Source organism: Alteromonas confluentis (genome assembly GCF_001757105.1).
Taxonomy (GTDB): Bacteria; Pseudomonadota; Gammaproteobacteria; order Enterobacterales; family Alteromonadaceae; genus Alteromonas; species Alteromonas confluentis.
On the sequence record NZ_MDHN01000024.1, the window covers coordinates 60,160 to 83,059 of the forward strand.

At 48.5% G+C, this 22,900-nt stretch carries 17 protein-coding genes; 9 read left to right on the forward strand and 8 right to left on the reverse strand.

Annotation, left to right across the window (positions count from 1 at the left end):
• Window positions 1-156 precede the first annotated feature (156 nt).
• The 3 genes from rimK to BFC18_RS10400 are packed head-to-tail and all read left to right on the forward strand — an operon-like array spanning window position 157 to window position 2,551.
• The gene (gene rimK / locus BFC18_RS10390; protein ID WP_070125488.1) at window positions 157-1,062 is read left to right on the forward strand and encodes a 30S ribosomal protein S6--L-glutamate ligase; all 906 of its coding nucleotides are present in this window, start codon (window positions 157-159) and stop codon (window positions 1,060-1,062) included.
• Entirely contained in the window at window positions 1,062-2,090 is a 1,029-nt protein-coding gene (locus BFC18_RS10395) for a succinylglutamate desuccinylase/aspartoacylase family protein (protein WP_070125489.1), read from the forward strand. Before rimK ends, BFC18_RS10395 begins: the two co-directional genes overlap by 1 nt.
• A gap of 14 nt (window positions 2,091-2,104) precedes the next feature.
• Complete coding sequence (locus tag BFC18_RS10400) at window positions 2,105-2,551, forward strand: ATP-dependent zinc protease family protein (RefSeq protein ID WP_070125490.1); 447 nt, start codon at window positions 2,105-2,107, stop codon at window positions 2,549-2,551.
• 1 nt (window position 2,552) lies between these two features.
• Here the strand turns inward: BFC18_RS10400 and BFC18_RS10405 are convergent, their stop codons facing one another.
• From BFC18_RS10405 to BFC18_RS10430, 6 genes are all read right to left on the reverse strand, one after another.
• On the reverse strand, window positions 2,553-3,194 hold the full coding sequence (locus BFC18_RS10405) for a response regulator transcription factor (protein WP_070125491.1): 642 nt from the start codon (window positions 3,192-3,194) through the stop codon (window positions 2,553-2,555).
• A 9-nt stretch (window positions 3,195-3,203) separates the two neighbouring features.
• Window positions 3,204-5,150, reverse strand: coding sequence for an acetate--CoA ligase (acs, locus tag BFC18_RS10410; RefSeq protein ID WP_070125492.1), 1,947 nt, complete (start codon window positions 5,148-5,150; stop codon window positions 3,204-3,206).
• Between the two features lie 286 nt (window positions 5,151-5,436).
• Complete coding sequence (locus BFC18_RS10415) at window positions 5,437-6,621, reverse strand: hypothetical protein (protein WP_070125493.1); 1,185 nt, start codon at window positions 6,619-6,621, stop codon at window positions 5,437-5,439.
• A 381-nt stretch (window positions 6,622-7,002) separates the two neighbouring features.
• The gene (locus tag BFC18_RS10420) at window positions 7,003-8,160 is read right to left on the reverse strand and encodes a Na/Pi symporter (RefSeq protein WP_070125494.1); all 1,158 of its coding nucleotides are present in this window, start codon (window positions 8,158-8,160) and stop codon (window positions 7,003-7,005) included.
• Window positions 8,161-8,234: 74 nt separating this feature from the next.
• Window positions 8,235-9,287 (reverse strand): aldo/keto reductase, encoded by a 1,053-nt coding sequence (locus BFC18_RS10425; protein ID WP_070125495.1) that lies wholly within the window; start codon window positions 9,285-9,287, stop codon window positions 8,235-8,237.
• A gap of 30 nt (window positions 9,288-9,317) precedes the next feature.
• Window positions 9,318-10,391, reverse strand: a complete 1,074-nt coding sequence (locus tag BFC18_RS10430; RefSeq protein WP_070125496.1) for a chemotaxis protein — start codon at window positions 10,389-10,391, stop codon at window positions 9,318-9,320.
• A 219-nt stretch (window positions 10,392-10,610) separates the two neighbouring features.
• Between BFC18_RS10430 and BFC18_RS10435 the strand changes: the two genes are divergently transcribed.
• From BFC18_RS10435 to BFC18_RS10460, 6 genes are all read left to right on the forward strand, one after another.
• On the forward strand, window positions 10,611-13,091 hold the full coding sequence (locus BFC18_RS10435; RefSeq protein WP_070125497.1) for a S8 family peptidase: 2,481 nt from the start codon (window positions 10,611-10,613) through the stop codon (window positions 13,089-13,091).
• A gap of 75 nt (window positions 13,092-13,166) precedes the next feature.
• Window positions 13,167-14,003: a DUF6689 family protein gene (locus BFC18_RS10440; protein ID WP_070125498.1), complete on the forward strand. Its 837-nt coding sequence runs from the start codon at window positions 13,167-13,169 to the stop codon at window positions 14,001-14,003.
• A 20-nt stretch (window positions 14,004-14,023) separates the two neighbouring features.
• Window positions 14,024-14,857: an FHA domain-containing protein gene (locus BFC18_RS10445; RefSeq protein ID WP_070125499.1), complete on the forward strand. Its 834-nt coding sequence runs from the start codon at window positions 14,024-14,026 to the stop codon at window positions 14,855-14,857.
• Window positions 14,858-14,890: 33 nt separating this feature from the next.
• Window positions 14,891-18,028 (forward strand): protein kinase domain-containing protein, encoded by a 3,138-nt coding sequence (locus BFC18_RS10450; protein ID WP_070125500.1) that lies wholly within the window; start codon window positions 14,891-14,893, stop codon window positions 18,026-18,028.
• Window positions 18,018-18,710, forward strand: coding sequence for a sensor histidine kinase (locus BFC18_RS10455; protein WP_070125501.1), 693 nt, complete (start codon window positions 18,018-18,020; stop codon window positions 18,708-18,710). Before BFC18_RS10450 ends, BFC18_RS10455 begins: the two co-directional genes overlap by 11 nt.
• Window positions 18,707-19,333, forward strand: a complete 627-nt coding sequence (locus BFC18_RS10460) for a response regulator (RefSeq protein ID WP_070125502.1) — start codon at window positions 18,707-18,709, stop codon at window positions 19,331-19,333. Before BFC18_RS10455 ends, BFC18_RS10460 begins: the two co-directional genes overlap by 4 nt.
• Before the next feature lies 1 nt (window position 19,334).
• On the opposite strand, the gene BFC18_RS10465 is transcribed toward BFC18_RS10460, so the two are convergent.
• Window positions 19,335-21,785 (reverse strand): S8 family serine peptidase, encoded by a 2,451-nt coding sequence (locus BFC18_RS10465; RefSeq protein ID WP_070125503.1) that lies wholly within the window; start codon window positions 21,783-21,785, stop codon window positions 19,335-19,337.
• Window positions 21,786-21,961: 176 nt separating this feature from the next.
• Window positions 21,962-22,900: elongation factor Tu (tuf, locus tag BFC18_RS10470; RefSeq protein WP_070125510.1), on the reverse strand; the 939-nt coding region annotated here is incomplete at its 5' end.

Genomic DNA, 22,900 nt, shown 5'->3' on the forward strand with positions numbered 1-22,900 from the left:
ATTGTACAGAACGACAAATAAAAGTTATCGATGAATCAAAAAATTATATCACCTCTTTTTCGAGGTTCGTATTATATTATCAGATTAACATGTTGATCCGTCGGGCACGTTTCCGCAAGGATCACACTCTTTACCACGACAGGTGAAATTTTTATTATGCGTATCGCAATACTCTCCCGTAATCCCAAACTCTATTCCACTCGCCGCTTACTTGAAGCGGGACTGGAAAAAGGCCATGAAGTCGACATTATCGACACCATGCACTGTTACATGGACATTACCAGTGCAAAACCTTCGGTACGCTATAAAGGTAAACGCCTGCCATTTTATGATGCCGTTATTCCGCGCATTGGCGCATCCGTGAGTTTCTATGGCACTTCGGTGGTGCGCCAGTTTGAAATGATGGGCACATACAGCATCAATGAATCGGTAGCAATCAGTCGTTCCCGTGACAAACTGCGTTCGTTACAACTGTTATCGCGTAAAGGTATTGGCCTGCCTCGCACCGGCTTTGCTCACCACCCTGACAATATTGAAGACTTGATCAAAAACGTGGGTGGCGCGCCAGTGGTAATTAAACTGCTCGAAGGCACGCAGGGCATTGGCGTGGTATTGGGTGAAACACAAAAAGCAGCCGAATCCATTATTGAAGCCTTCATGGGCTTGAATGCCAGTATTCTGGTACAGGAATACATTAAAGAAGCGGGCGGCTCAGATATTCGTTGTTTTGTGGTTGGCGACAAAGTGGTCGCAGCTATGAAACGGCAAGCGGCGCCAGGCGAGTTTCGTTCGAACCTGCATCGCGGTGGCTCAGCAAGCCTGGTGCGTTTGTCACCGGATGAGCGTAAAACGGCGGTGTCAGCGGCAAGAACCATGGGCTTAAACTGCTGTGGTGTCGACATTCTTCGCTCTAACCACGGCCCGGTAGTGATGGAGGTGAACTCATCACCAGGTCTCGAAGGTATTGAGTCTGCGACGAAGAAAGACGTTGCCGGCATGATTATCGACTTTATCGCTAAGTCAGCAAAACCACACAACACGCGCACCAGAGGCAAAGGTTAATGGCAGAAGATATTCTGGAAATTGGCGGCCAGAGCGTTCGTCCCGGGGAATCGAAAAAAATCGAGCTCGAAATGCCTCCGTTGTATACGGCCACCAATATGAGTATTCCGGTTTATGTGAAACGAGGAAAGCGTCCAGGGCCGACAATGTTTGTCTCTGCCGCGATTCACGGCGATGAGCTTAACGGCATTGAAATCGTGGGCCGGTTAATTCATTCAAAAGCCATTGAGCGTTTGAGAGGCACGTTAATCGCAGTGCCTATGGTGAATGTGTATGGCGTGCTAAACCAATCGCGCTACTTGCCGGACAGACGGGATTTAAACCGTAGTTTTCCGGGAAGTAAGAAAGGCTCCCTGGCCGGGCGCCTTGCTAATTTGTTTTTTAAAGAAATCGTGAGCAAATGCGATATTGGCATCGACCTTCATACCGGCGCCATCCACCGCAGTAATCTGCCACAGATTCGTGCGAATTTGGACGACCCGGAAGTACTGGGTATGGCCAAGGCATTTGGTGTTCCTGTGCTGTTGAATGCAGATTTGCGTGACGGCAGCCTGCGACAATCAGCCAGCGAAGCCGGTGTAAAGATATTACTGTATGAAGCAGGCCAGGCGTTGCGCTATGACGAATTTTCAATTCGTGCGGGTGTTAGAGGCATTATCAACACCATGCGCCACGTAGGTATGTTGAATAAGAGTCGCAGCAAAGGCCACGACATCAAACGCTTTATTGCGCGGGAAAGCGGCTGGGTTCGTGCTCCGGAAAGCGGTTTAGTTAATCATATTTCGCAGTTAGGCGATCATGTGGCGAAGGGTGACAGACTCGCGACTATTTCTAACCCCTATGGCGAAATTTTAGAAACCATGTACAGCCCGACAGACGGCGTAATTGTCGGTAAGCAAAATATACCGCTGGCCCAGGAAGGCGAAGCAATTTATCACATCGGCTACTTCAAGCAGCCCGACACCGTTGCTGAGCACGTTGAGTTACTGCAGGATAATCTGGTAACCACCGACCAGCCTCAGCCGTAGCGAGAGGATATTTGATGGAACAGCAAAAACGACTTATTGGCGCGCTGGAATATTGCGATTTACCCGAGCTCACCATAAATGACCTGACCATTCGTGTGGATACCGGCGCAACAACGTCGTCGCTTCATGTCGACAACATTGATGAATTCGAGCGTGACGGTGATCTGTGGGTGAGTTTTGATATTCACCCTGACATTCACAACGTGGAAAGCATCGTACGCCGTGAAGCGAAGGTCGTGGCGCGAAAGAAGGTTAAAAGCTCTACCGCGACACTGGAACGTCGCTACGTTATCGACACCGAAGTGGTGATGTCGGGCGAGCGTTGGCGCATTCAGCTTACTCTGACAGATCGCCGGGAAATGACCTACCTGATGTTATTTGGTCGAGAAGCCATGAACGGCCGCTTTATTGTCGACCCTGAGCATGAGTTTATTCTCACTGCTAAACGACCAGCAAAGTAAATTACTTAGGCGGTTCTAGTTCCAGCTGTGAAGCAATCAGTACCGCTTGTGTACGATTATTAATTCCCAGCTTTTTGAAGATGGCCGTGACATGGGCTTTCACGGTCGCTTCAGCAATATCTAAATTGTAGCCGATTTGCTTGTTCAGCAAACCATCTCTCATGTAACAAAGTACTTTGTATTGTGAGGGCGTGAGCGTCGCTATTTGGTCAGCCAATTCAGAAAATTCCTCATCGACTTCTTCCAACTCTTCGCTCACCGAGTCTGGTAACCAGATATCACCATCAAGAATAGACTGTACCGCATTCGCAATATCGCCAGAGCTGGCGGTTTTCGGAATAAACCCTAACGCCCCTACCCCGACTATCTTAGAAATTAATGTCGCATCTTCGGTACCGGAGACCACGGCAACAGGCAATTCAGGGAACAGTTTGCGGATATGAAGCAAGCCAAACATATCGTGGCTGCCAGGCATATGGAGATCGAGGAGAAGCAGGTCGATATCCTCTTTTTCAAGAATATCGACCGTGGTGTTCAGGTCGCCGGCCTCTCTGAGGATAAGGTCCGGCAGGGTTAACGATAACGCCCCCCGCAAAGCATCCCGGTATAGCGGATGGTCGTCAGCAATCAGCAGCGTTATCATTATTTTCCCTTATTTGTTTAAGCGCTCCTCGATGAGTGTATCAACAACCGACGGATCAGCCAACGTTGAGGTATCACCAAGTTGCTCGTGCTCGTTGGCAGCAATCTTACGCAGAATACGGCGCATGATTTTACCAGAGCGGGTTTTCGGCAGGCCGCGAGACCACTGAATCATATCCGGCGTGGCAATTGGGCTCAGTTCCTGACGTACCCAGGCACGCAGTTCTTTAGTCAGTTCATCATCAGGCTCGATGCCTTCATTCGGTGTAACATACACATAAATGCCCTGACCTTTGATATCGTGCGGGTAACCCACTACCGCGGCCTCAGCCACTTTAGGGTGAGCAACCAACGCGCTTTCAATTTCCGCAGTACCTAAACGGTGACCAGAAACGTTCAGTACGTCGTCCACACGGCCGGTAATCCAGTAGTAACCGTCTTCATCGCGACGGGCACCATCACCGGTGAAGTAAACACCTTTGTAAGCACTAAAGTAAGTCTGAATGAAACGCTCGTGATCGCCATAAACAGTTCGCGCTTGGCTAGGCCAGCTGTCTTTGATGACCAGGTTTCCTTCAGCTGCGCCTTCCAAATCGTTACCGTCGGCATCGAACAAGGCAGGCTGAATACCGAAGAATGGACGGGACGCAGAGCCCGGCTTCAGCGCAGTCGCACCCGGCAGAGGCGTGATCATCATGCCGCCGGTTTCAGTTTGCCACCAGGTATCCATAATAGGACAACGGCTCTCACCGATTACACGGTAGTACCATTCCCACGCTTCAGGGTTGATTGGCTCACCCACTGAACCAAGCAGGCGCAGTGATGACAAATCACATCCTTCCACCGGTGCTTCACCGTGTGCCATCAGCGCACGAATCGCAGTTGGTGCAGTATAAAGGCTGTTTACTTTGTACTTTTCAACAACCTGGGCAATACGACGCACGTCAGGGTAAGTCGGTACACCTTCAAAGAATACCTGTGATGCACCGTTGATGAGTGGCCCGTAAACCATGTAGCTGTGGCCAGTAATCCAGCCCACATCGGCGGTACACCAATAGATATCGTCTTCACGGTAATCGAATGCATACTTGAATGTCATCGATGAATACAACAGGAAACCACCGGTGGTGTGTACCACGCCTTTTGGTGTACCTGTAGAACCAGAGGTATAAAGAATAAACAGCGGATCTTCTGCGTTCATCACTTCAGGTTCGCACTGTGCAGAACAATCTTCTACCAGTTGATCCCACCACACATCCACATCGCTGTTAAATTTAACATCGCCACCAGTCAGTTTGTGTACCACAACATTGGTGATGGATGGGCATGCACCGTTTGCCAGCGCTTTGTCTACGTTGACTTTCAACGGCACAGAACGACCAGCACGACGGCCTTCGTCACAGGTAATGACCACCTTGGCTTTACTGTCGTTGATACGGTCGGCAATAGCGTTTGGCGAGAAACCGCCGAAGATAACAGAGTGAATAGCACCAATACGGGCACAAGCCAGCATGGCATAGGCGGCTTGTGGCACCATTGGCATATAAACCGCAACACGATCGCCTTTGCCAACACCCAGCTTTTTCAGGCCGTTAGCAAGTTTACATACTTCATAGTGCAGTTGTTGATAAGTAATTTCTTCGTTGTCTTCTGGCGAATCACCTTCCCAGAAAAGGGCAACTTTCTTGGCATTTTCAGCCAGGTGACGATCGATACAGTTGTAACTGGCGTTGATCTCGCCATCTTCAAACCATTTGATAGAGACGTCGTCTGCACCAAAGTGCGTGTTCTTAGTTTTTGTTGGATTCGTGTACCAATCTAATGTCGAAGCGTACTCGCCCCAGAAGCCTTCAGGGTCTTCTACCGACTGTTTGTACATCTTCTCGTACTGTTCCTGAGTCAGATGTGTTTGTTCTAGAATATTTTCCGGTACAGGATACGTCTTGCTGGCAGTCATGGATTTATGCCTCCGATGTCATGTTAATCCAGTAATAATTGTCTGTTAAACAGAGTAGCTATTCCCTGATAAAGCAAAATGAGACTTTGGTCTTAGCGATTTTGCTCTTTTAAGACAAAAACATAGTACCTTAGTCTCATGATCTAACTGGTTAGTTCAGATTGCCCGCGCATTGCTCCGGCTGACCGGGGAATAAAGCGGCACACCCTGCATTTTTTTCCGCTATGCCATCGATTCATACAGGCTATAGGGACGAACAGGGTGAACCTTTTCTCACCAATGGGGGTTAGAACTTGAAGACCACACCGGCACGAATAACAGCCGTGGTAAAGCTCTCGTAGTCTGAACCATACTCGGTATCGAAGTGCGTTAACTGCGCAAAAGTAGTAAGCCCTTCTGTGGCCTGATAACCATAGTTAATATAAGCCGTGCTGTTTTCATTCAGGCTGGTTGCAGACAAACGATCGCGGTCGCCCGAGTCTACAGAAGCACTACCGTAACCCACTTTAATATTGTGACCAGCTGCAGGTGTCCAGCTTGCATAAAGCATGTAACCACTTTCCGAGAAGCTTTCACTTACCATACCACTACTGATAGTTACAGCAGGCGCCACACCCAAAGCGTTTTGGTTATTCAGTGCTTCGCCAGTGTAGTATTCACCGTTCAAGCTTACCGTTCCAAAGTTCAGGGTTGTATACACTTTGAAGAGGTTTGCATCTTGGTTTCCGCCGCCAACATAGCTGGGTTCATCTTCAAATTGCAGTTCCGCAACGTGAGCTGCAAAACCAAATACATGGCCAGAAATTTTGTAGTTAGCATCGATTGCAAACCCAGGCATACCGCCCAGCTCATTGTTGTTTACACCGCTGCTGCTTAGGTTACGGCCTTTACCCGTAACGGCACCGGTGAGTGTCAGGTTATCAACCTTATAGGTCGCACCGGCTTCCATCGCCAGGAAGCCTGTATTACCAGCACGGAACCCATTACCCACCCAGTTATAGCTGCCGCTGGATTTTATACCTGCCGCTGTAGACCATTTTTGGCCAGCAAACAGTGTCAGGTTATCGCTGTAGTCGTAATAAAGGGTCGCTAAGCGCAGTCTAGGCTCCTGAGCCTGCAGCGCTGTCTGGTTGGTAAAGCCGTCTTCACCGTCGATGAAATCAAGTTCTAGCACACCACGGATTTTATTATGCTTCATGTTCAGGGAGAAACGGGACTGGGCTGCCTGAAAAGACGTCGATTGGGATTCGAGGTAATTCGTCTCCTGATCGGTAGCAGGCTGTCCGTTAAAAATATCAGTTCTCAAAGCGTGGGTAGGCGCAACATGGCTATAAGTGCTGCCGTAACTCCCGACCCCTTCAGTGGACGCAACGACTTCTGTTTTAATCATACCTTTAAAACTAAAATCAAAGGCACTTGCCTGAGTACTTGCCAATGCCAGTGCGCAACAAGCTGCAATACGTGTATACATGTGTTCTCTCCCGATTAATTTTACAAAAATCAGATTTATTTTACGTGTGTGAATGGATCTCTCAGAGGGACACGAGTCAAACGACGATCTCAACCAGCCCCTAACCAAAATTTAACATCAATGAAACAAATTCATTGTGTGACAAAATGTGGGGAATTACTCCATAAAATATGGATGCTGCGACCAAAGTCTTACGATTCAGGGACTAGAGCGTGGTGAGTAATGGCTCTCTGCACTATGTATATAGCAGAGTTCGGCGAAAATGCGCGAGTGGGTTGCGATCCAGTGCCATTCTATGCAAAAAATTCGATAACGTGTCAGGAAGTACCCAAAAGAAGCGGCAATTTGACGCTGACCGGGACAGTCAGCGCCATGCAAAAATTATCGCGAAAGGAAAATAACAGAGAGCGGAACGACGAAAAATAGTCCGGCAATATAGGCTGCACCGTATAATTTTTGTTCAGCGGCCAGGTTCGCCAGTCCTGATGACAGCTTTAAAGGCACTTCACGCAGTATGGGCAGGCCAAATATCAGCACTACCGCAAACACGTTAAACAGTAAATGCACGAGGGCTATTTGCATTGCCAAACCGGCGGTCGACCCGGTAACGGCAAGCGCAGCAATCACAGCGGTAATACACGTACCGATATTAGCGCCGAGGGTAAAGGGGTAGATATCTTTGGCTTTGAGAATGCCGTTGCCAACCAAAGGCACCATCAATGATGTGGTCGTTGAAGAAGATTGCACCAGCACGGTTACCACAGCACCAGAGGCGATACCAGAAACCGGACCTTTGCCAATACTGGTATGCAAAATATCTTTGGCTTTCCCTACCATCAGCGTTTTCATTACCTTGCCCATAAACGTGATGGAGGCGACAATTAGCATCACCCCAAGAATTATTTTAATAATCCCGGCATACTCAGCGGAAAGAAAGCTTAATGAGTCTGAAACCATGTTCACCACCGGTGCAGTGATAGCTTTTATCGGATTGATCCCTTCTACCGCTACGACTGAATCCACATGGAATATACCCACCAGGTAACTGCTCGACTTTTCCAGTAAACCGGTAAATATCTCCAATGGTAAAAATACCATTACCGCCATAACGTTAAAGAAGTCGTGTACCGTGGCCGCGTGAAAGGCACGTCTGAATTCATCTTTATTAGCCACATGACCCAGACTCACAATCGTGTTGGTAATGCTGGTGCCGATATTTGCGCCCATGATCATGGGGATCGCCACTGTGATAGGTAATCCACCCGCAACCATAGCAACGATGATTGATGTCACTGTACTCGACGACTGCAACAGCGCCGTACTTACCATACCAATGATAAGTCCCATCACCGGGTTGGAGGCAAACTCGAACAGTCCGCTCGCATGATGAGCAGTAGCCAGTTTGAAGCCGCTGCCGATCATCGATACAGCCAGCAACATGAGATAAATAAGAGAAAGGAGTAAGAACCAGTTCTTTGAAGACTGACGGGGCGTACCTGCCGCAACGCGTACGTCCACTTCTGTGTGGGAAATCGCCATAATACATACACTCACTGAATTTATAGCAGTGAGTGTATGGCGAATTTATGACAGTGAAATGACTACCCCATCATTTAGAAGGGTTGTGGGTAGGTACGGTAAACCTCGTCAATCTGACGCAAAATGGCATCGTCTAACGTGATGTCGAACGCTTTTATATTTTCTTCGAGCTGCTCGGTGGTGGTTGCACCGATAATGGTAGAGGTTACCCCCGGCACTTGCTGACACCAGGCTAAGGCAAGTTGCGAAGGTGTGATACCCGCACGACCAGCAATTTCAACATAACGCTTCGTTGCGTCATGAGCAGACTGCTTATCACGAAACAGTCCCTGGCGTTGTACAAACGTCCAACGAGAACCTTTTGGTCTGCCGCCATCCATGTACTTGCCTGCCAGCATACCGGTAGCTAACGGCGACCACGGTAAATAAGCAATATCTTCCAGGTGACACATTTCAATTAAATACGGCCAGTCTTTCCCGTGCAACAAACTGAATTCGTTTTGAATCGATACCGGTTTGGGAATATTCATCTCGTCGCACAAACGCAGGAACGTGTGGATTCCCCAAGGCGTATCGTCAGACAAGCCCCAATGGCGGATTTTACCCGCGTCGATAGCCGCTTTAAGACCAGTGAGAATATTGCGCATCCCTTCGACTTCTTGCTCGCGGTTCGTTTTCGTGGGGTTAACCATGCCAGGCCAATGCTTGGCGAAATGCGGAGAAGTGCGATTTGGCCAGTGCAGTTGATATACATCGATGTAACTGGTCTGTAAGCGCTGAAGTGAACCTTCAATAGCCGTAGCAATATTCTCGGCATTAATAATATCGCCGTCACGAATCCAGTGAATGCCGCTACCCGCAATCTTGGTCATAACAATGAGTTCATCACGCTGGGTCTGGTTACGACTTAACCAATCACCTAACTGACGCTCAGTATCGCCGGAAGTCGGCTCGTTCGGCGGAATCGGATACATTTCAGCGGTATCAAGAAAGTTAATGCCTGACGACAACGCAACGGCCATCTGATCATCGGTATCTTGCTGTGTATTTTGAATGCCCCAGGTCATGGTGCCTAAACACACTTCTGACACTTGCAAGCCACTACTACCTAGTGATGTATATTTCATATCCTGTTAAAACCTTTTCTATCGTACCCGCTAGTTGGCAGGCGTGTTATGTTCTTCGAGTTTTGCTTCAGCTTTAGCCAGTTTCTTTTCTATATCGCGGCGCGATTCAACCATCTCATTGGCAAGCTCCGCCAGAGACTTAAACTCAGCAAATCCCAGCTGACGGGTATCTATTTTCTGATATTGCCGCTTACAACGGTAAAAGAACATGACGAAATTAGCAAAGGCACGATGAAATGTGGCGAAACTTTTCACCAACAACAAGATAAGCGCCAGCGACGTTGCAGCGGCAATAGACAGACTATAAACCCGCACCTGCTGTTGTTGTGCTTCGATTAGCGGTTGCAGTGCCACTTCAATACTATTCAGCTTGTCTTCGACATCGTGGGCCTGATGACGGAATTCACCGCGAAGACCTTCGTTGTGACTTAACCCCATAGAAAATATGGCTTCAGAAAGTTGATTAAAGTTACTCGCGTAATGGTCAATTAAAACCCCCGCCGCCTTATTATTGCTTATAGCCGCAGACTGACGAAGCTGTTCTAAGGCTTGAGCCACTGTCTGACGGTAAAAGCCTTCGTGGGTCAGTAAGTAATTACGGGTAGCCAGTTGAAGAATCACCTTTTGCTGATAAGCCGGTTTGCCGTAATCGAAAAACGCATCCCGCTCCATACTGGTTTCAATTTCAGTGAGTTTACCTTGCAGACCACTTTGCCGGGTAAGACCAATCTGGCTTTGCAAGGTGACCACTTTCTGAAACAGGCGCTGGTAGTCGTCCATGCTTTGGGCCAGTACGCCCGTTTGTTCAACAGGAAGCGCGTAATCTTCCAGCAGAGGTGACAACCTCACCAAATCTTGTGCAAAGCGCTCAGAGCGTGCAGTAAACCGGTGGTAATAGTCCATTTGATGGCGCAAAAGGAAGTCTTTCTCGTGGCGCCTAAGCTGCAACAATTCCTGCTCGAGATGCAGCAGTAAGTTATGTTGCTCGTGAAGCTTGAATAAGTGCTTAGTGAAGACGTGCTGATTCAGCACTAACAGTGTCATACCAACAACACAGATTAAGGTCATTAGCATCAGACGGGATTTTATAGAGTCAAAGCGCATGGCAAACACCACTTTATTTATCAACAGCTCAAAGTAACGCAGCTTTGTTAAGAGAATGTTTCAACTTCAACCGTCATAACGTCCTTATTGCTCTACTTACATGGTGATCTAGGTGTAATCCCCTATAGCGGGGCAAAAACCAAACAGCGACACTGAAGGCATAACAACGACAAGGCCATCAGTAACGGCCAGTAAACAACATGTGGTGGAGCGACGAAGATGAAAAAATTTACCCTCTCAGCCTTAGCGGCGGCGATGATAACACTTCCTGCACAAGATGCACTTGCTGATGCTTATATTGGCGAACAATTACAGGAAACCCTGCTGACCTTAGCAGACAACCAGCCGGTCATGGCGGTGGTGACCTACGAGCAATTAGATCCTTTGGCTGAAACCCAACTTCAGCGACTCCTTGACCTCGGGATTACCGAGGGCGTTCAGTTCAACACTCTGCCCATCATTGGTGTACTGGCAACAAAAGCGCAAATTTCTGAGATCGCGGCCATGGACGGTGTGCGGTCTGTTTTTGCCAACCGCCCGGTTAAGTTCTACAACGAAGAATCCCGACAAATCACTGGGGTCGACCAACTTCAAAGTGAAGATTTCATTAGCCGAAACGGAATGGCTTACACGGGTAAAGGTGTAACCATCATGGTGAATGACTCGGGTATTGATGCCACCCACCAGGATTTATTCTTCGGTGACAAGGTTGTTGAAAATGTTCAGGCCGTTACACACGCATCAGCGCTTTCTCTCACTGGCGTGACCAACGGTTTTACCTTAACTGGACAGCCGAATACCGATCTCAATTCCGGTCACGGCACACATTGTGCGGGAACCATTGCCGGTACAGGCATTATGTCTGACGGTAAACACCAAGGCGCAGCGCCCGATGCAGACCTTATTGGCTATGGCTCCGGTGGCGCCGTATTGATTCTCGACTCACTGGGTGGTTTTGATTTTGCTATCAGCAATCTTTACAGCTATGACAGCCCCATTAAAGTGATCAGTAATTCCTGGGGTTCCAGTGGCAAATACGATCCACTCGGTCCGGTTTCTATGGCCACGTATAAAGCACACAAATTAGGGATCATGAGCGTGTTTGCAGCGGGTAACTCTGGCCCGGGTGAAGACTCACACAACCCTTATGCACAAATTCCGTGGGGCATTTCTGTTGGTGCTGGTGATAAAACAGGAAAACTTGCCGATTTCTCATCCCGGGGTTTAGCGTCTGAATCAGGTACGTTTACGATGCCAGACGGCACAGAGTGGACTTACAACAACGACGTCACCATTGTTGCACCCGGCGTAGATATCATTTCTACCCGCGCATCCACTAACCTGGCCGCCAATGGCGGAGACGCAGATCTTGCAGCCATTGAGCCTGAATATATTCCTTTCTACACCATGATTTCAGGTACCTCAATGGCTACGCCGCATGTAGCCGGTATCATTGCGCTGATGCTGGAAGCGAACCCTGAACTAGATAACCTAACCATCAAAAAGTTACTCCAAGAGTCTGCGACCAACATGCCTGGCTATGAGCGCTGGGAAGTGGGTGCAGGTTATGTTAATGCTAAAGCTGCCGTGGCCGCCTCGCTGAATTACGACATGAACTATGATGTTACAGTGAATAACCTCGAAGACAAAACCTTCAATACCAATGCATTAACAACGCCTTCGGATGATGTAACTACGCTGGATGTATTTTATTCACCAGTGGGCGAACCAGAAATTCAATATTTCGAAGTGGCTGATGACGTGGCGCTGGTTAAGGCTGCCAGCAGTACCCTTGCCAACCTGACCAAACTGGTACTGGTTGCTCCTGACGGTACAGAATATTTTGGCAACCTGACAACACCGGTACTGACCGAGAGCATGCGCGTGTCTGCGCCAGGCATGGCGGGAACATGGGGCGTTTATGTCTATGGCCTAACGTCACTATCTGGCGTAACGGCCGATCCACTTGGGTTAACAAACGGTCCTGGCCTGCCTGAAAACTTTTCTGTAGATGTTACCTACGAGATATCAGGTGGTTTCCAGGGTCTTGATGACGTGGAAGGCCACCCTTACGCCGGTGCAATTGAGTTCGCTATCAGTGAGCGACTGGTCGACGGCCTGAATCACCGTAAATTCTTCCCGGAAACGCGGTTAAAACGCAGTGGATTTGCTAAGTACGCGACGATGGGTGGCGCTGTAAGACAATATAGAGATCTGTTAAACGAACCATTGCCAGCGGCTTCTGGAGTGCCAGTTGCACACCGCCCCTTCATGGAAGCGGTACTGAGTCCTGGTGCGGCACTCAAAGACATGACGGGTTCACAAGCGCCGTTGTTGCTCTCGCCTTCAGGTACTGCTGATAGCAACGGTTTATATACCAAACTCGATGCCGCTTACTCATTTGTACAGATGTTAGGGCTCGAAAATTCAGCTACAACATTTGATCCTACCAATGATATAGTCGTTGAATATAGAGGAGAGCAAATAGTTTTAGCCGATCAGGACAGCATCCCTGATGAACTAAAAGGGTATGTTCAGTTAGCCATCGACTTATCACTGGTTAACGTTGAGTTTGGTATTGAACAGGGAGCGTTTGATTTATCGCCAACTTTCACTGCCACATTCTCACCTGACGAAGCGGTAACACGAGCACATTATGCCGTGTTGGCTTCACGCTTTTACACTCAATACTATCAATGAGTTAGTATCCGGTGCAGTCCTTGTTAGTGCTGCATCGGACGTGATTAAGTAAACCGTTTTAAATGAGGTGATAATATGCAAACAAACATAGTGCGATCGCTCACCGCAGTAGCGACGATGTGTTTTACCTTGGTATCGACAGCAAAAGCCGACGTCGTGTTGCCCCAAACGCTGAATTATTCTGATAACGCCGTCACCGCCTCTATCCAGGTAACTGACACAATTGCCGTCGACCTTTCCATCGAGTTTGAAAAAGTCGTAGGCTTAAATCCAGAAACATTGACTATTAGCGCTGAAATGCTCACCCCCAATGCGTTATCTATTACCGAGCGCCTGAATTCACTGCTGGTCTCGCCCACAACTGCATTTCCTGTTGTGGTGTCTATTACTCCCGATCCTGACAGCGGCTTTGCGTTTGAAGGTGTGGCAACAGTAGAACTTTATACCAAAGCTATTCATTACACGCCTGATTTACCGCTGCGTCTATTTACCTCTCACGCCGATGGTACATTCACTGACATGACCACGCTGGTTTCTGCCGGAAGTATTAGGGCCAGAGGCAATACAGGTAAATTCTCTGACTTTATGATCATGCTAGATACCCGCACACCTGCCAATATTGTGAGTGACAAGGTGTCAGATATTGAGAGTTTCTTATCTCTGCATGGCAACCTTATCCAGCCAGTTACACTTGCAGCCATTGAACACAGCATGACGTTATTGTCTTTCGCCGTGTCCGATCAGGATTTTGATAGCGCACTGGAAGAAGTAGACAGCCTGATAAGCCTTATTAATGCGGCTCCGGCTGGTGCAATGCCTGATGTATGGCAAGCGTCTGATACGCTGGTAAATGTTGAAGGTGAACTGAAGTCAAAATTCTCCAGTTTACGGTACGCCTTGCGGGTTATGTAATCTGACCGGAGCAGATATCTATGCCTTTGCAGGTTGCCCTTGCTGAACATAATGGGATTGTCACCCAAAGAACACTGATGCCGGGACGACATTATATTCTCGGCCGCAGTGAACTGGCCGATATTGTCATCCCTCATCCTCAGGTGTCACGTCAACATGCCATTCTGATTGCCCAAAATGACGACCGTTGGAGCCTTCAGGATACCAGTACCACAGGCTGTTTTATCCATGGAAAACCTGTCTCGTCGTTGATGCTGGATAGCTCTGTTGTTTTACACTTTGGTCCGGTGGCGTGTGAGCTAACAACCACCAGTGTGGACTCTGAAATGCAGGCTGCCTCCCTTGACATCTGGCAGCAATCCAGACTTAACGCACTGAAGGCTGCCCTCGCTGATTGCGCAGATACCCAGTCACTCATCGACATGGCGCAAAACTGTTTCGCTCAAACACTTCGCTGTGAACGAACTGCGGTACTCCTTTGCGATAACAATGCGAATATTTCGCAGGCTACGGGCTATCAACCCTGGATGGATGAAAGCCGCTTTACCGGCAGTCGAACCGTGATAAGGAATGCCATATCCCAGAAGCAACCGCTTGCTCTGGGCAATATCATGCAGCTTGACGATTACAATACGCAGCAAAGCGTTATCGCGAATCGAATTCAGGCAGCCGTTTGCATACCCCTTTTTGACGAGTCCAATGTGATTGGCGTGCTGTATGGTGACAACATTTCCGGTAGGCAGTATTTCACCGAAAACGAAGTTGCATTCGCGCGACAGATTGCTGATTTGTTATCTTTGCGATTGTTATTCCACTCTATCGAACATAAACTGAACCTGATACGTCAATCCTGACAGGTGCCCCACTGGGCAATTACAGGGTAAGTTTTGCATAATAATAATAAAGGTGCTTCCCAAGCGGATGCACTACATACACAACAATTGCAAAACGCTTCCTTACCGGAGGCAGGTTTAGTCCTGTCTGATCGTTTCAAGGTCATCCGTCAGCTTGGAAAAGGCGCTCAAGCCAGTGTTTTCCTTGCCTATGACATGTTGCTCCAAACCGATGTTGCGCTGAAGTACATTCCCGACGCGAATACCAACCCTGCCGGCATGGAAGTGCTTCGCAACGAAGTGAACATAGGTAGAAAGTTACAACATCCCCGCATCATTCGCATTCACGACGTCTACACCCATTTTAACGATGCCTTTTTCACCATGTCGTTTGTGCCGGGTAACCCGCTTTATGTGCGCATGGAAAAGCCCGTATCGTTAGACCGTTATCAAATATGGCGGGATCAATTACTTGATGCACTCATGGCCTGTCACGTTGCCGGTATCAGCCATGGCGATATCAAACCGGATAACATTCTCATTGATGAACACGATGAGCTGCTGTTAATTGATTTTGGTATCGGTCACGAGACCAGCCAAAGTGAACACACCAGCGGCCATGTTGCATTTACCGCACCTGAAGTCATCGCTACGGGTAAGGCATCAGCGACCTCCGAGGTTTATTCTGCTGGCAAAGTGCTTGAACTGGTTCTCGGCGCTGTTACCGTAAACACAAAGGCGGATAAACGAAGCCTGAATGCTGAACGTAAATTACTCAGCAAAATGACCAGCCATTCGCCTCAGGCTAGGCCGCAGTTTAGTGATTTCCCGTCAATTAAAGACGGAAGCTATCATGTGAACACCCATTCATTTTTAGTTGTCGGAGCGGTAATTCTCGCTTCGATATATCTGATGCTGATGGTGTTTAAGTTTTACTCCACAGACTCAGTACCGCCAGTAGCAACATCGGGTACAAAGCGACTGCTGCTATTAGCTGCTGATGATGTACCGGTACTGCAAACCATTAACGCCATGGTTGCACTGCCTTTGAGTACATCCCCAGAGATTGACGTCATCGATCAATATGCGAGCTTTGAGGTTGCCAAGAATCTATCGCTACAGCCGTTCATCAATCAGCATGATCGGGTCGACCTTGCCACTACTATGAGTGCAGATATTGTCGTTAATGTTGATGCAGCTGAAGCCAGCGCGACACATTGGGTGATACGGGCTACGGGCAGAAGTATGCCTGCAGATAGCGTACTGTTTGATTTCACCCAACCCTTTTCAATCGAGCAGTTGTCTGCCGACGCACAAGCATTTGCCAACCAACTCAGTGACGCCCTTCTCACCTCACCCACAATGGTTACATCTGAGCAGGACACAGCATTCATATCGAGCTATTTCCTCAACAATGATCGGTTTAACCAAGCAGACAGCAGTGACGCATTGTTCCAGCTAAAGGAGGCTGCCCCTACCTACCCCGGCGGATGGCTTTATGCAGCCCGTCAGGCTCTTAATCAAAATGACATCAGTGCCTGTCGAGAATATCTTGATGTATTGTTTAGCCTGCCTGACGTCGACCCATTCTTTACCCTTAGTGGTCAATACATAAGAGCACTCGCGAACGACGATCTTGAACTTGCCAGAAGCACCATTACTGAACTCAATCAGCGCTATCCAGATCGCGCCAGCCTTTTATCTGAGCTAGGTATGGTAATGGAATGGGCGGGAGACATGGATGCGGCTGCCCACGCCTATGAGCAAGCAACCCAGCAGGCGCCAGGCGAAGGACAATATTGGTTTGAGCTGGCCAGAATAAAAATTATTAACGGCAACATCAGTGACGCCATCAATCACGAACTGACCAAAGCCCTTGTGGCTTTCAGAACTCGTGGAGACCGTGAAGGTCAGGGATTGGTGTTAAACGCATTTGGTGTCGCCCACTTAAGGCTGGCCGAATACGATACCGCCAGCCAGTATTTTTCTGATGCGCTGGCATTTCGCACTGTTAACGACTACCCGGCGCAGCGAGCAACAACGCTGGCGAACTTTGCCAACGCCGCGGCGGTGCTCGGCAACTATGATGAAGCGGCAGCGTCACTCAACGAAGCTTCAGACATTCTCGCTGAGCTGGGCGACAACGAAGAATTAGCCCATGTACTGGATACCCTCGGCTTCCTATACGAGGAACAGGGACAGTACGCCAAGGCACTCACTTATTATAAGCGCGGTTTGGACATACGTGTTCAGGAAAGTAATCGAAGTGAAAAAGCGGCAAGCATGAGCAATGTTGCTTTCATGCATTTTCTCACCGGCGATTTTTCACTTGCTGATATTTATTGGCAACAGGCGCTTAATCAGTTCATTTCTGCTCAAGACAAGGCACATGTGGTGCGCACCCAACAGAATATTGCCCAGCTCTCGCTCGTGAAAGGAGACTGGATCGCCGCCAGCAGATTACTGCAGAACACATCCGGAGAAATCTCAGGGAACATGCAGCAGGAAGCGATGATTAATCATCTGCTGTTCAGTTATCTACAATTTGCCAGGGGCGATTTAACAGCCAGCACATTAGCACTGCAACAGGCTGAGACGCTGGCATTGGAAACGACAGACCCTCGCTCCCAGGCTGAAATTCAATTATGGCATGGTGAGGTGTGTTTGATGATCGCTGACTTTGACTGCCTGAGTGAACAAATCAATGATGCTGAGTCATTTATTACTGCGCAGATGAGCGAACAGACCGCCATGCTAACCTGGCTAAAAGTGGCATTAAGCATTGAAACTGAGGGCGTATCTTCAGCGCCCGGACAAGATACCGTGCAACTTCTGTTTCCAGGAAATATACCGGTACTCACTGAAATAAAGATTGCGCTCGATCTTCAACAACGCTTAGCGCTAGGTAAAGACAGCGAGTTCATGAAACGTGCCTCATCGCTGATGAAGCCCATTTATTATCAGTATTACTTACAACTACTGTACCTCAAAGCCCGCAATGGAGAAGATGTGGCAAACGCGTTGAAGCAGGCCCTGGCTGCCCATCCTGATTTCTGGCGCAGTCATTTGTACTATGGTGTATTAACTGACGCAGGTAGCCAGCAACTGATGCAAAAAAGCCTTGAAGACTGGCTTTTACAACTTACCGAAGAACAGGCAAAACAATACAGGGCTGCATATCTTGGGCAATGATAATCAAGACATCATCACCGATATACTTAAGCAACAAGCCTTCCTTAAAAAGCGGTTAGATGAGGAGCAGCTTCAGCTTACCAGTATGGCTAAGCGACTGTGGGCTCAGCAAGAAGCTGATAAAGCAAACCTCTCCCGTGAGCTTCACGATGGAATCGGCCAACTGCTTACTGCCCTCACTCGTCGATTGAGCACGCTAGGCAACCGTGATCCTGAGTTTGTGGAGCTTGCAGAAATAGCCAATATGGCATTGGAGGATGTGAGACATCTTTCACGAATGATGAGCCCAACCATCCTTGATGACTTAGGCTTAAAGCCGGCACTAAAATGGCTGTGCCGTTCATTATTTGAAGATACCGATATGCAATGCGACTGTCTGGTTCAGCTTCATAATGACATCGCCGACGACCTAAGCACGCTGGTATTTAGAATTTCCCAGGAAGTGCTTACAAATGCATTGAAGCATAGTGGTGCTGCGCATATTTCCCTGAACCTGCAAAGCAGTTACAACTCGCTATTGCTAGAGATTCGTGACGATGGCAACGGGTTTGACTATGAGCAAGTGGCAAAGGGCGTCGGGCTGACGAGCATTGCTGACCGCGCCAAGGCTTTCGACGCGAAGCTGAACATTATTTCCCGCCCAGGAAAAGGCACCCAGACAAGAGTAACCATTCCCCTATGAGTATTAAAATTATCATTGCAGATGATCATGTCATCATGCGCCAGGGCCTAATCCAAATGTTACAAGCCGACGGCCATTTTACGGTGATTGGAGAATGTGGCGATGGTGTCAGCTTAATTAATCTTGTGCTGACCGAGAGTCCAGATGTGGTATTAATGGATATCTCCATGCCCGAAATGAGCGGTCTCGTGGCTATCGACAAAATACTCGCGCAACGGCCGATGACACGTATTCTGGTACTGTCGATGCATAATGAACGAGAATATATGGAAGCGATGCGCGATGCTGGTGCCAAGGGATATCTGCAGAAAGAAACCTCTGCTGATGCGCTGGTTCAGGCGATTAAACAGGTCGCCGCAGGTAAACAAATTTTTCCGGGATTAGAATCACTAACCGCAGAGACGTCACCCGCAACCATCAGCCCCCTCAGTGTACTAACCCGTAGAGAACGTGAAGTTTTCTTTCTTGTGGCAGCGGGCAATACCAGTAAGAGAATAGCGGAACTACTCACGATGAGTCTCAAAACGGCTGAAAATCATCGGAGTAATATTTATAAGAAACTGAATGTTTCAAGTTCTGCTGAGCTTATCAGGCTGGCCGGCAAAGCCGGCCTCCTTGAATAACTTACAGTTGGTCTTTCAGTGTAAGACTGAAAGCCACATCAGCACGAGTTACTGCATTATCCGGTACAAACGATGCAGCAACCGTAGGCTCCAAATCAAATCGGCCCTGACTCACTGCCACCGACACCTGCATAATGCCCGAAGCCAGTGCCTGCTGCACATAGCCTCGCATGGCTGGTGAGATGTCGTCGCTGTCATCAATCTCAATCGCTTCGCCAAACACAATGGCAACAATCGGAGATTCTGGGTCAAACGCTTCTGCTGCCTCTTGTAAACCCATTGCCTGAACCAGTGAATAAGCCAGGGCTTCACGGCTAACCGTATCATCGCTGCCAAACACCGAAGCCGAGTCTGTGAGCATGACTGGGTTCATCGACTGTACACGGTCTGATAGCAGCGTCCCCGGCGTAGATACGCTGTTTAATACTGCGCCAAATTCTCCAGCGTCATTGAATGCACTGTCATTGCCGGTCAAAGTTTGACGCAAGCTTGAAGAAAGCGACAATGCATCTGCAAGTTCGACTCGACTGATAAAACTGTCCGGTTTGAAACCGTTCGCCGTGCCGTCCATCAAGTGCTTACCTACAACATATTCCACATAGCTTTGTGCTGGATGGCCATCAACATCATCTAGGCCAGTATATCCAGCGGTTTCGAGCAAGCGGATATTCACTTCTGTTGTGCTCGGCACACCAAGACCATTTGTCACACCAAGGGGATCAACAGATACGCCACTTATGCTGCCAATACCGCTACTATACAATTTCCAGGTTCCAGCCATCCCCGGTGCAGATGTACCTACGGCAGAACCCAGTGCAGGCAGGCCAATCCCTGAACCATAACGGTTACCTGCAGGATCTTCGAGAACAAAAGCGGTACCGGTTTCAATTGATGCAGATGCCAGCACCATGGAGACATTATCTGCAACGATGAATGTTTCTGTGGGTCTGTCCCCTACTGGCACGTACGTTGTTTCAAGGGTAAAACTGTCGCCTTCCGTAATGTTTGCAAAGGCGTTAAATTCGCGGTCTATTTTCAGCGTATCACCGAAAACCTCCTCCCCGTTAACCACCGCACTCACTGCCGCGTGCGCATTCACATAGCCTGCACCAGCCTCCCAGGCAGCAAGTCCAGCCATTGGAGTCGCCGTTTCTTGAAGGATACGTTTAACATCAAACCATTGCAGATTAGGATCAGCTTCTAGCATCAGCGCAACAATCCCTGACACATGGGGTGCTGCCATAGATGTACCACTAGAGACCGTGTAGAAAGGCAAGTGTTGAGGCTCAATCATGGCAGCATCATCCTGGGCGCTGAGTCCGCCCAAACTGGATGTTGAAGCTCTCACCGAAATGACATCCACGCCAGGTGCGGTAACCGTTGGACGGTCTTCCCAGGTAAACACTTCGCCGTCGACAACCACTTCACCGCCTTTGCCGTCGACACCACGGGAGCTGAAGTCAGCCAGATTACCCTCTTTATCACCCGCTGCCACAGTCACTACCCAAGGGGCCTTTTTGAAATTACCCGTTATTGTTGATTCACCAGCACCGGAGTTGCCCGCAGAGAAAACCGTAATAATGCCCCTATCGGCCAGTGCTTTGGTTGCCACGTTTGTAGGATCATCTGGATTAAACGGCGTGCCTACATCACCGGTATTGCCGAACGAGTTTGAGATAACGCGGATGTTGTAATCAAATTGATGGGTAAGCGCATAGTCAAAGCCGCCCAGCGTATCTAGAATAAACAGCGCTGCGCCAGAGCCGTAACCAATAATATCAGCACCAGGCGCTACCCCTGCGTGTAAGCCACTACTTTGTGCACCGTTGCCGCCAACCGTACCAGCAACATGACTGCCGTGTCCGCCACCAATATCACTATTCGCGACATTCTCTTGGTAGGTGATAGGAAGAATACTGCTGAAGCTTGCCAAATTCGTCTGAGCAAGTACGTTTTGTACAACGTGATCAGGATACGCGATGTCTGAATGTGTGCCATCTACCCCTGAATCATTCACTACTACACCAATTCCACGGCCAGAATACGGTACACCGTTGTGACGAAGGTTACGGTCAGCGCGCATAGCCTGTACGCCTGTAATTTGAGTAGATTCGTAATTTTCTAATTCGAGTTGAGCATTGTCATAAACCGACACTACATCATCACGAGCATAGAGTGCTTCGACCTGCGCTTTAGTGGCCAGTATGCCCACGATAGGTAAATTCTGTAGTTTTACCCCTTGAGAAACACCCAACGCAGCAAGCGCATCAAGCTGCAGAGCACTCACCGGCCCGGTACCGTCAAAAGTAACGATAACCTGTTGTAATTGTTCTGGTGCTTCTGCGAGTTTATCAGCTAATGCGATATCAAACGTTTTAGCAGACAGTGGTGCCATAGGAAGAGCACAGGCGACAGTGATTGAGAGTAGTGTTTTTTTAGTTAGATTTTTCATCAGGAACCCCTTGTTGTTTACCTGATGAGTATTGTCTTTTGACTATTTTATGGACATAGGTATTTCCCCCTATTAATCGAAAGTGCACTCAGTCAGTCTTGCATAATGATTAATTGCGGGCATAAAAAAGGCCGCTTGCGCGACCTTTTTTTGGACTAGCTTGAAGCTATCAACGATTACTCGATGATTTTAGCAACAACACCAGCACCTACAGTACGACCACCTTCACGGATTGCGAAGCGCAGACCTTCTTCCATCGCGATAGGAGCAATCAGCTCAACTACGAATTTCAGGTTGTCGCCTGGCATTACCATTTCAACGCCTTCTGGCAGTTCAACGGCACCAGTTACGTCAGTTGTACGGAAGTAGAACTGTGGACGGTAACCTTTGAAGAATGGAGTGTGACGACCGCCTTCATCTTTAGACAGTACGTATACTTCCGCTTCAAACTTAGTGTGAGGAGTGATTGAACCAGGCTTAGCCAGTACTTGACCACGCTCAACGTCGTCACGCTTAGTACCACGCAGCAGAACACCAACGTTCTCACCTGCACGACCTTCGTCAAGCAGCTTACGGAACATTTCAACACCGGTACAAGTCGTTTTAGTCGTATCTTTGATACCAACGATTTCTACTTCTTCACCAACTTTAACGATACCTTGCTCAACACGACCAGTTACAACAGTACCACGGCCTGAGATTGAGAATACGTCTTCGATTGGCAGGATGAACGGCTTGTCGATAGCACGCTCTGGCTCTGGAATGTAAGAATCCAGTGCTTCACCCAGTTCGATGATTTTCTTTTCCCACTCTGCGTCGCCTTCAAGGGCTTTCAGAGCAGAACCTTTGATTACTGGCAGATCGTCGCCTGGGAATTCGTATTCAGTCAGAAGTTCACGAACTTCCATCTCAACCAGTTCCAGCAGCTCTTCATCATCAACCATGTCACATTTGTTCATGAATACGATGATGTAAGGGATACCAACCTGACGACCCAGCAGGATGTGCTCACGAGTCTGTGGCATAGGACCATCAGTCGCCGCAACTACCAGGATACCGCCGTCCATCTGAGCAGCACCAGTGATCATGTTTTTAACGTAATCAGCGTGTCCTGG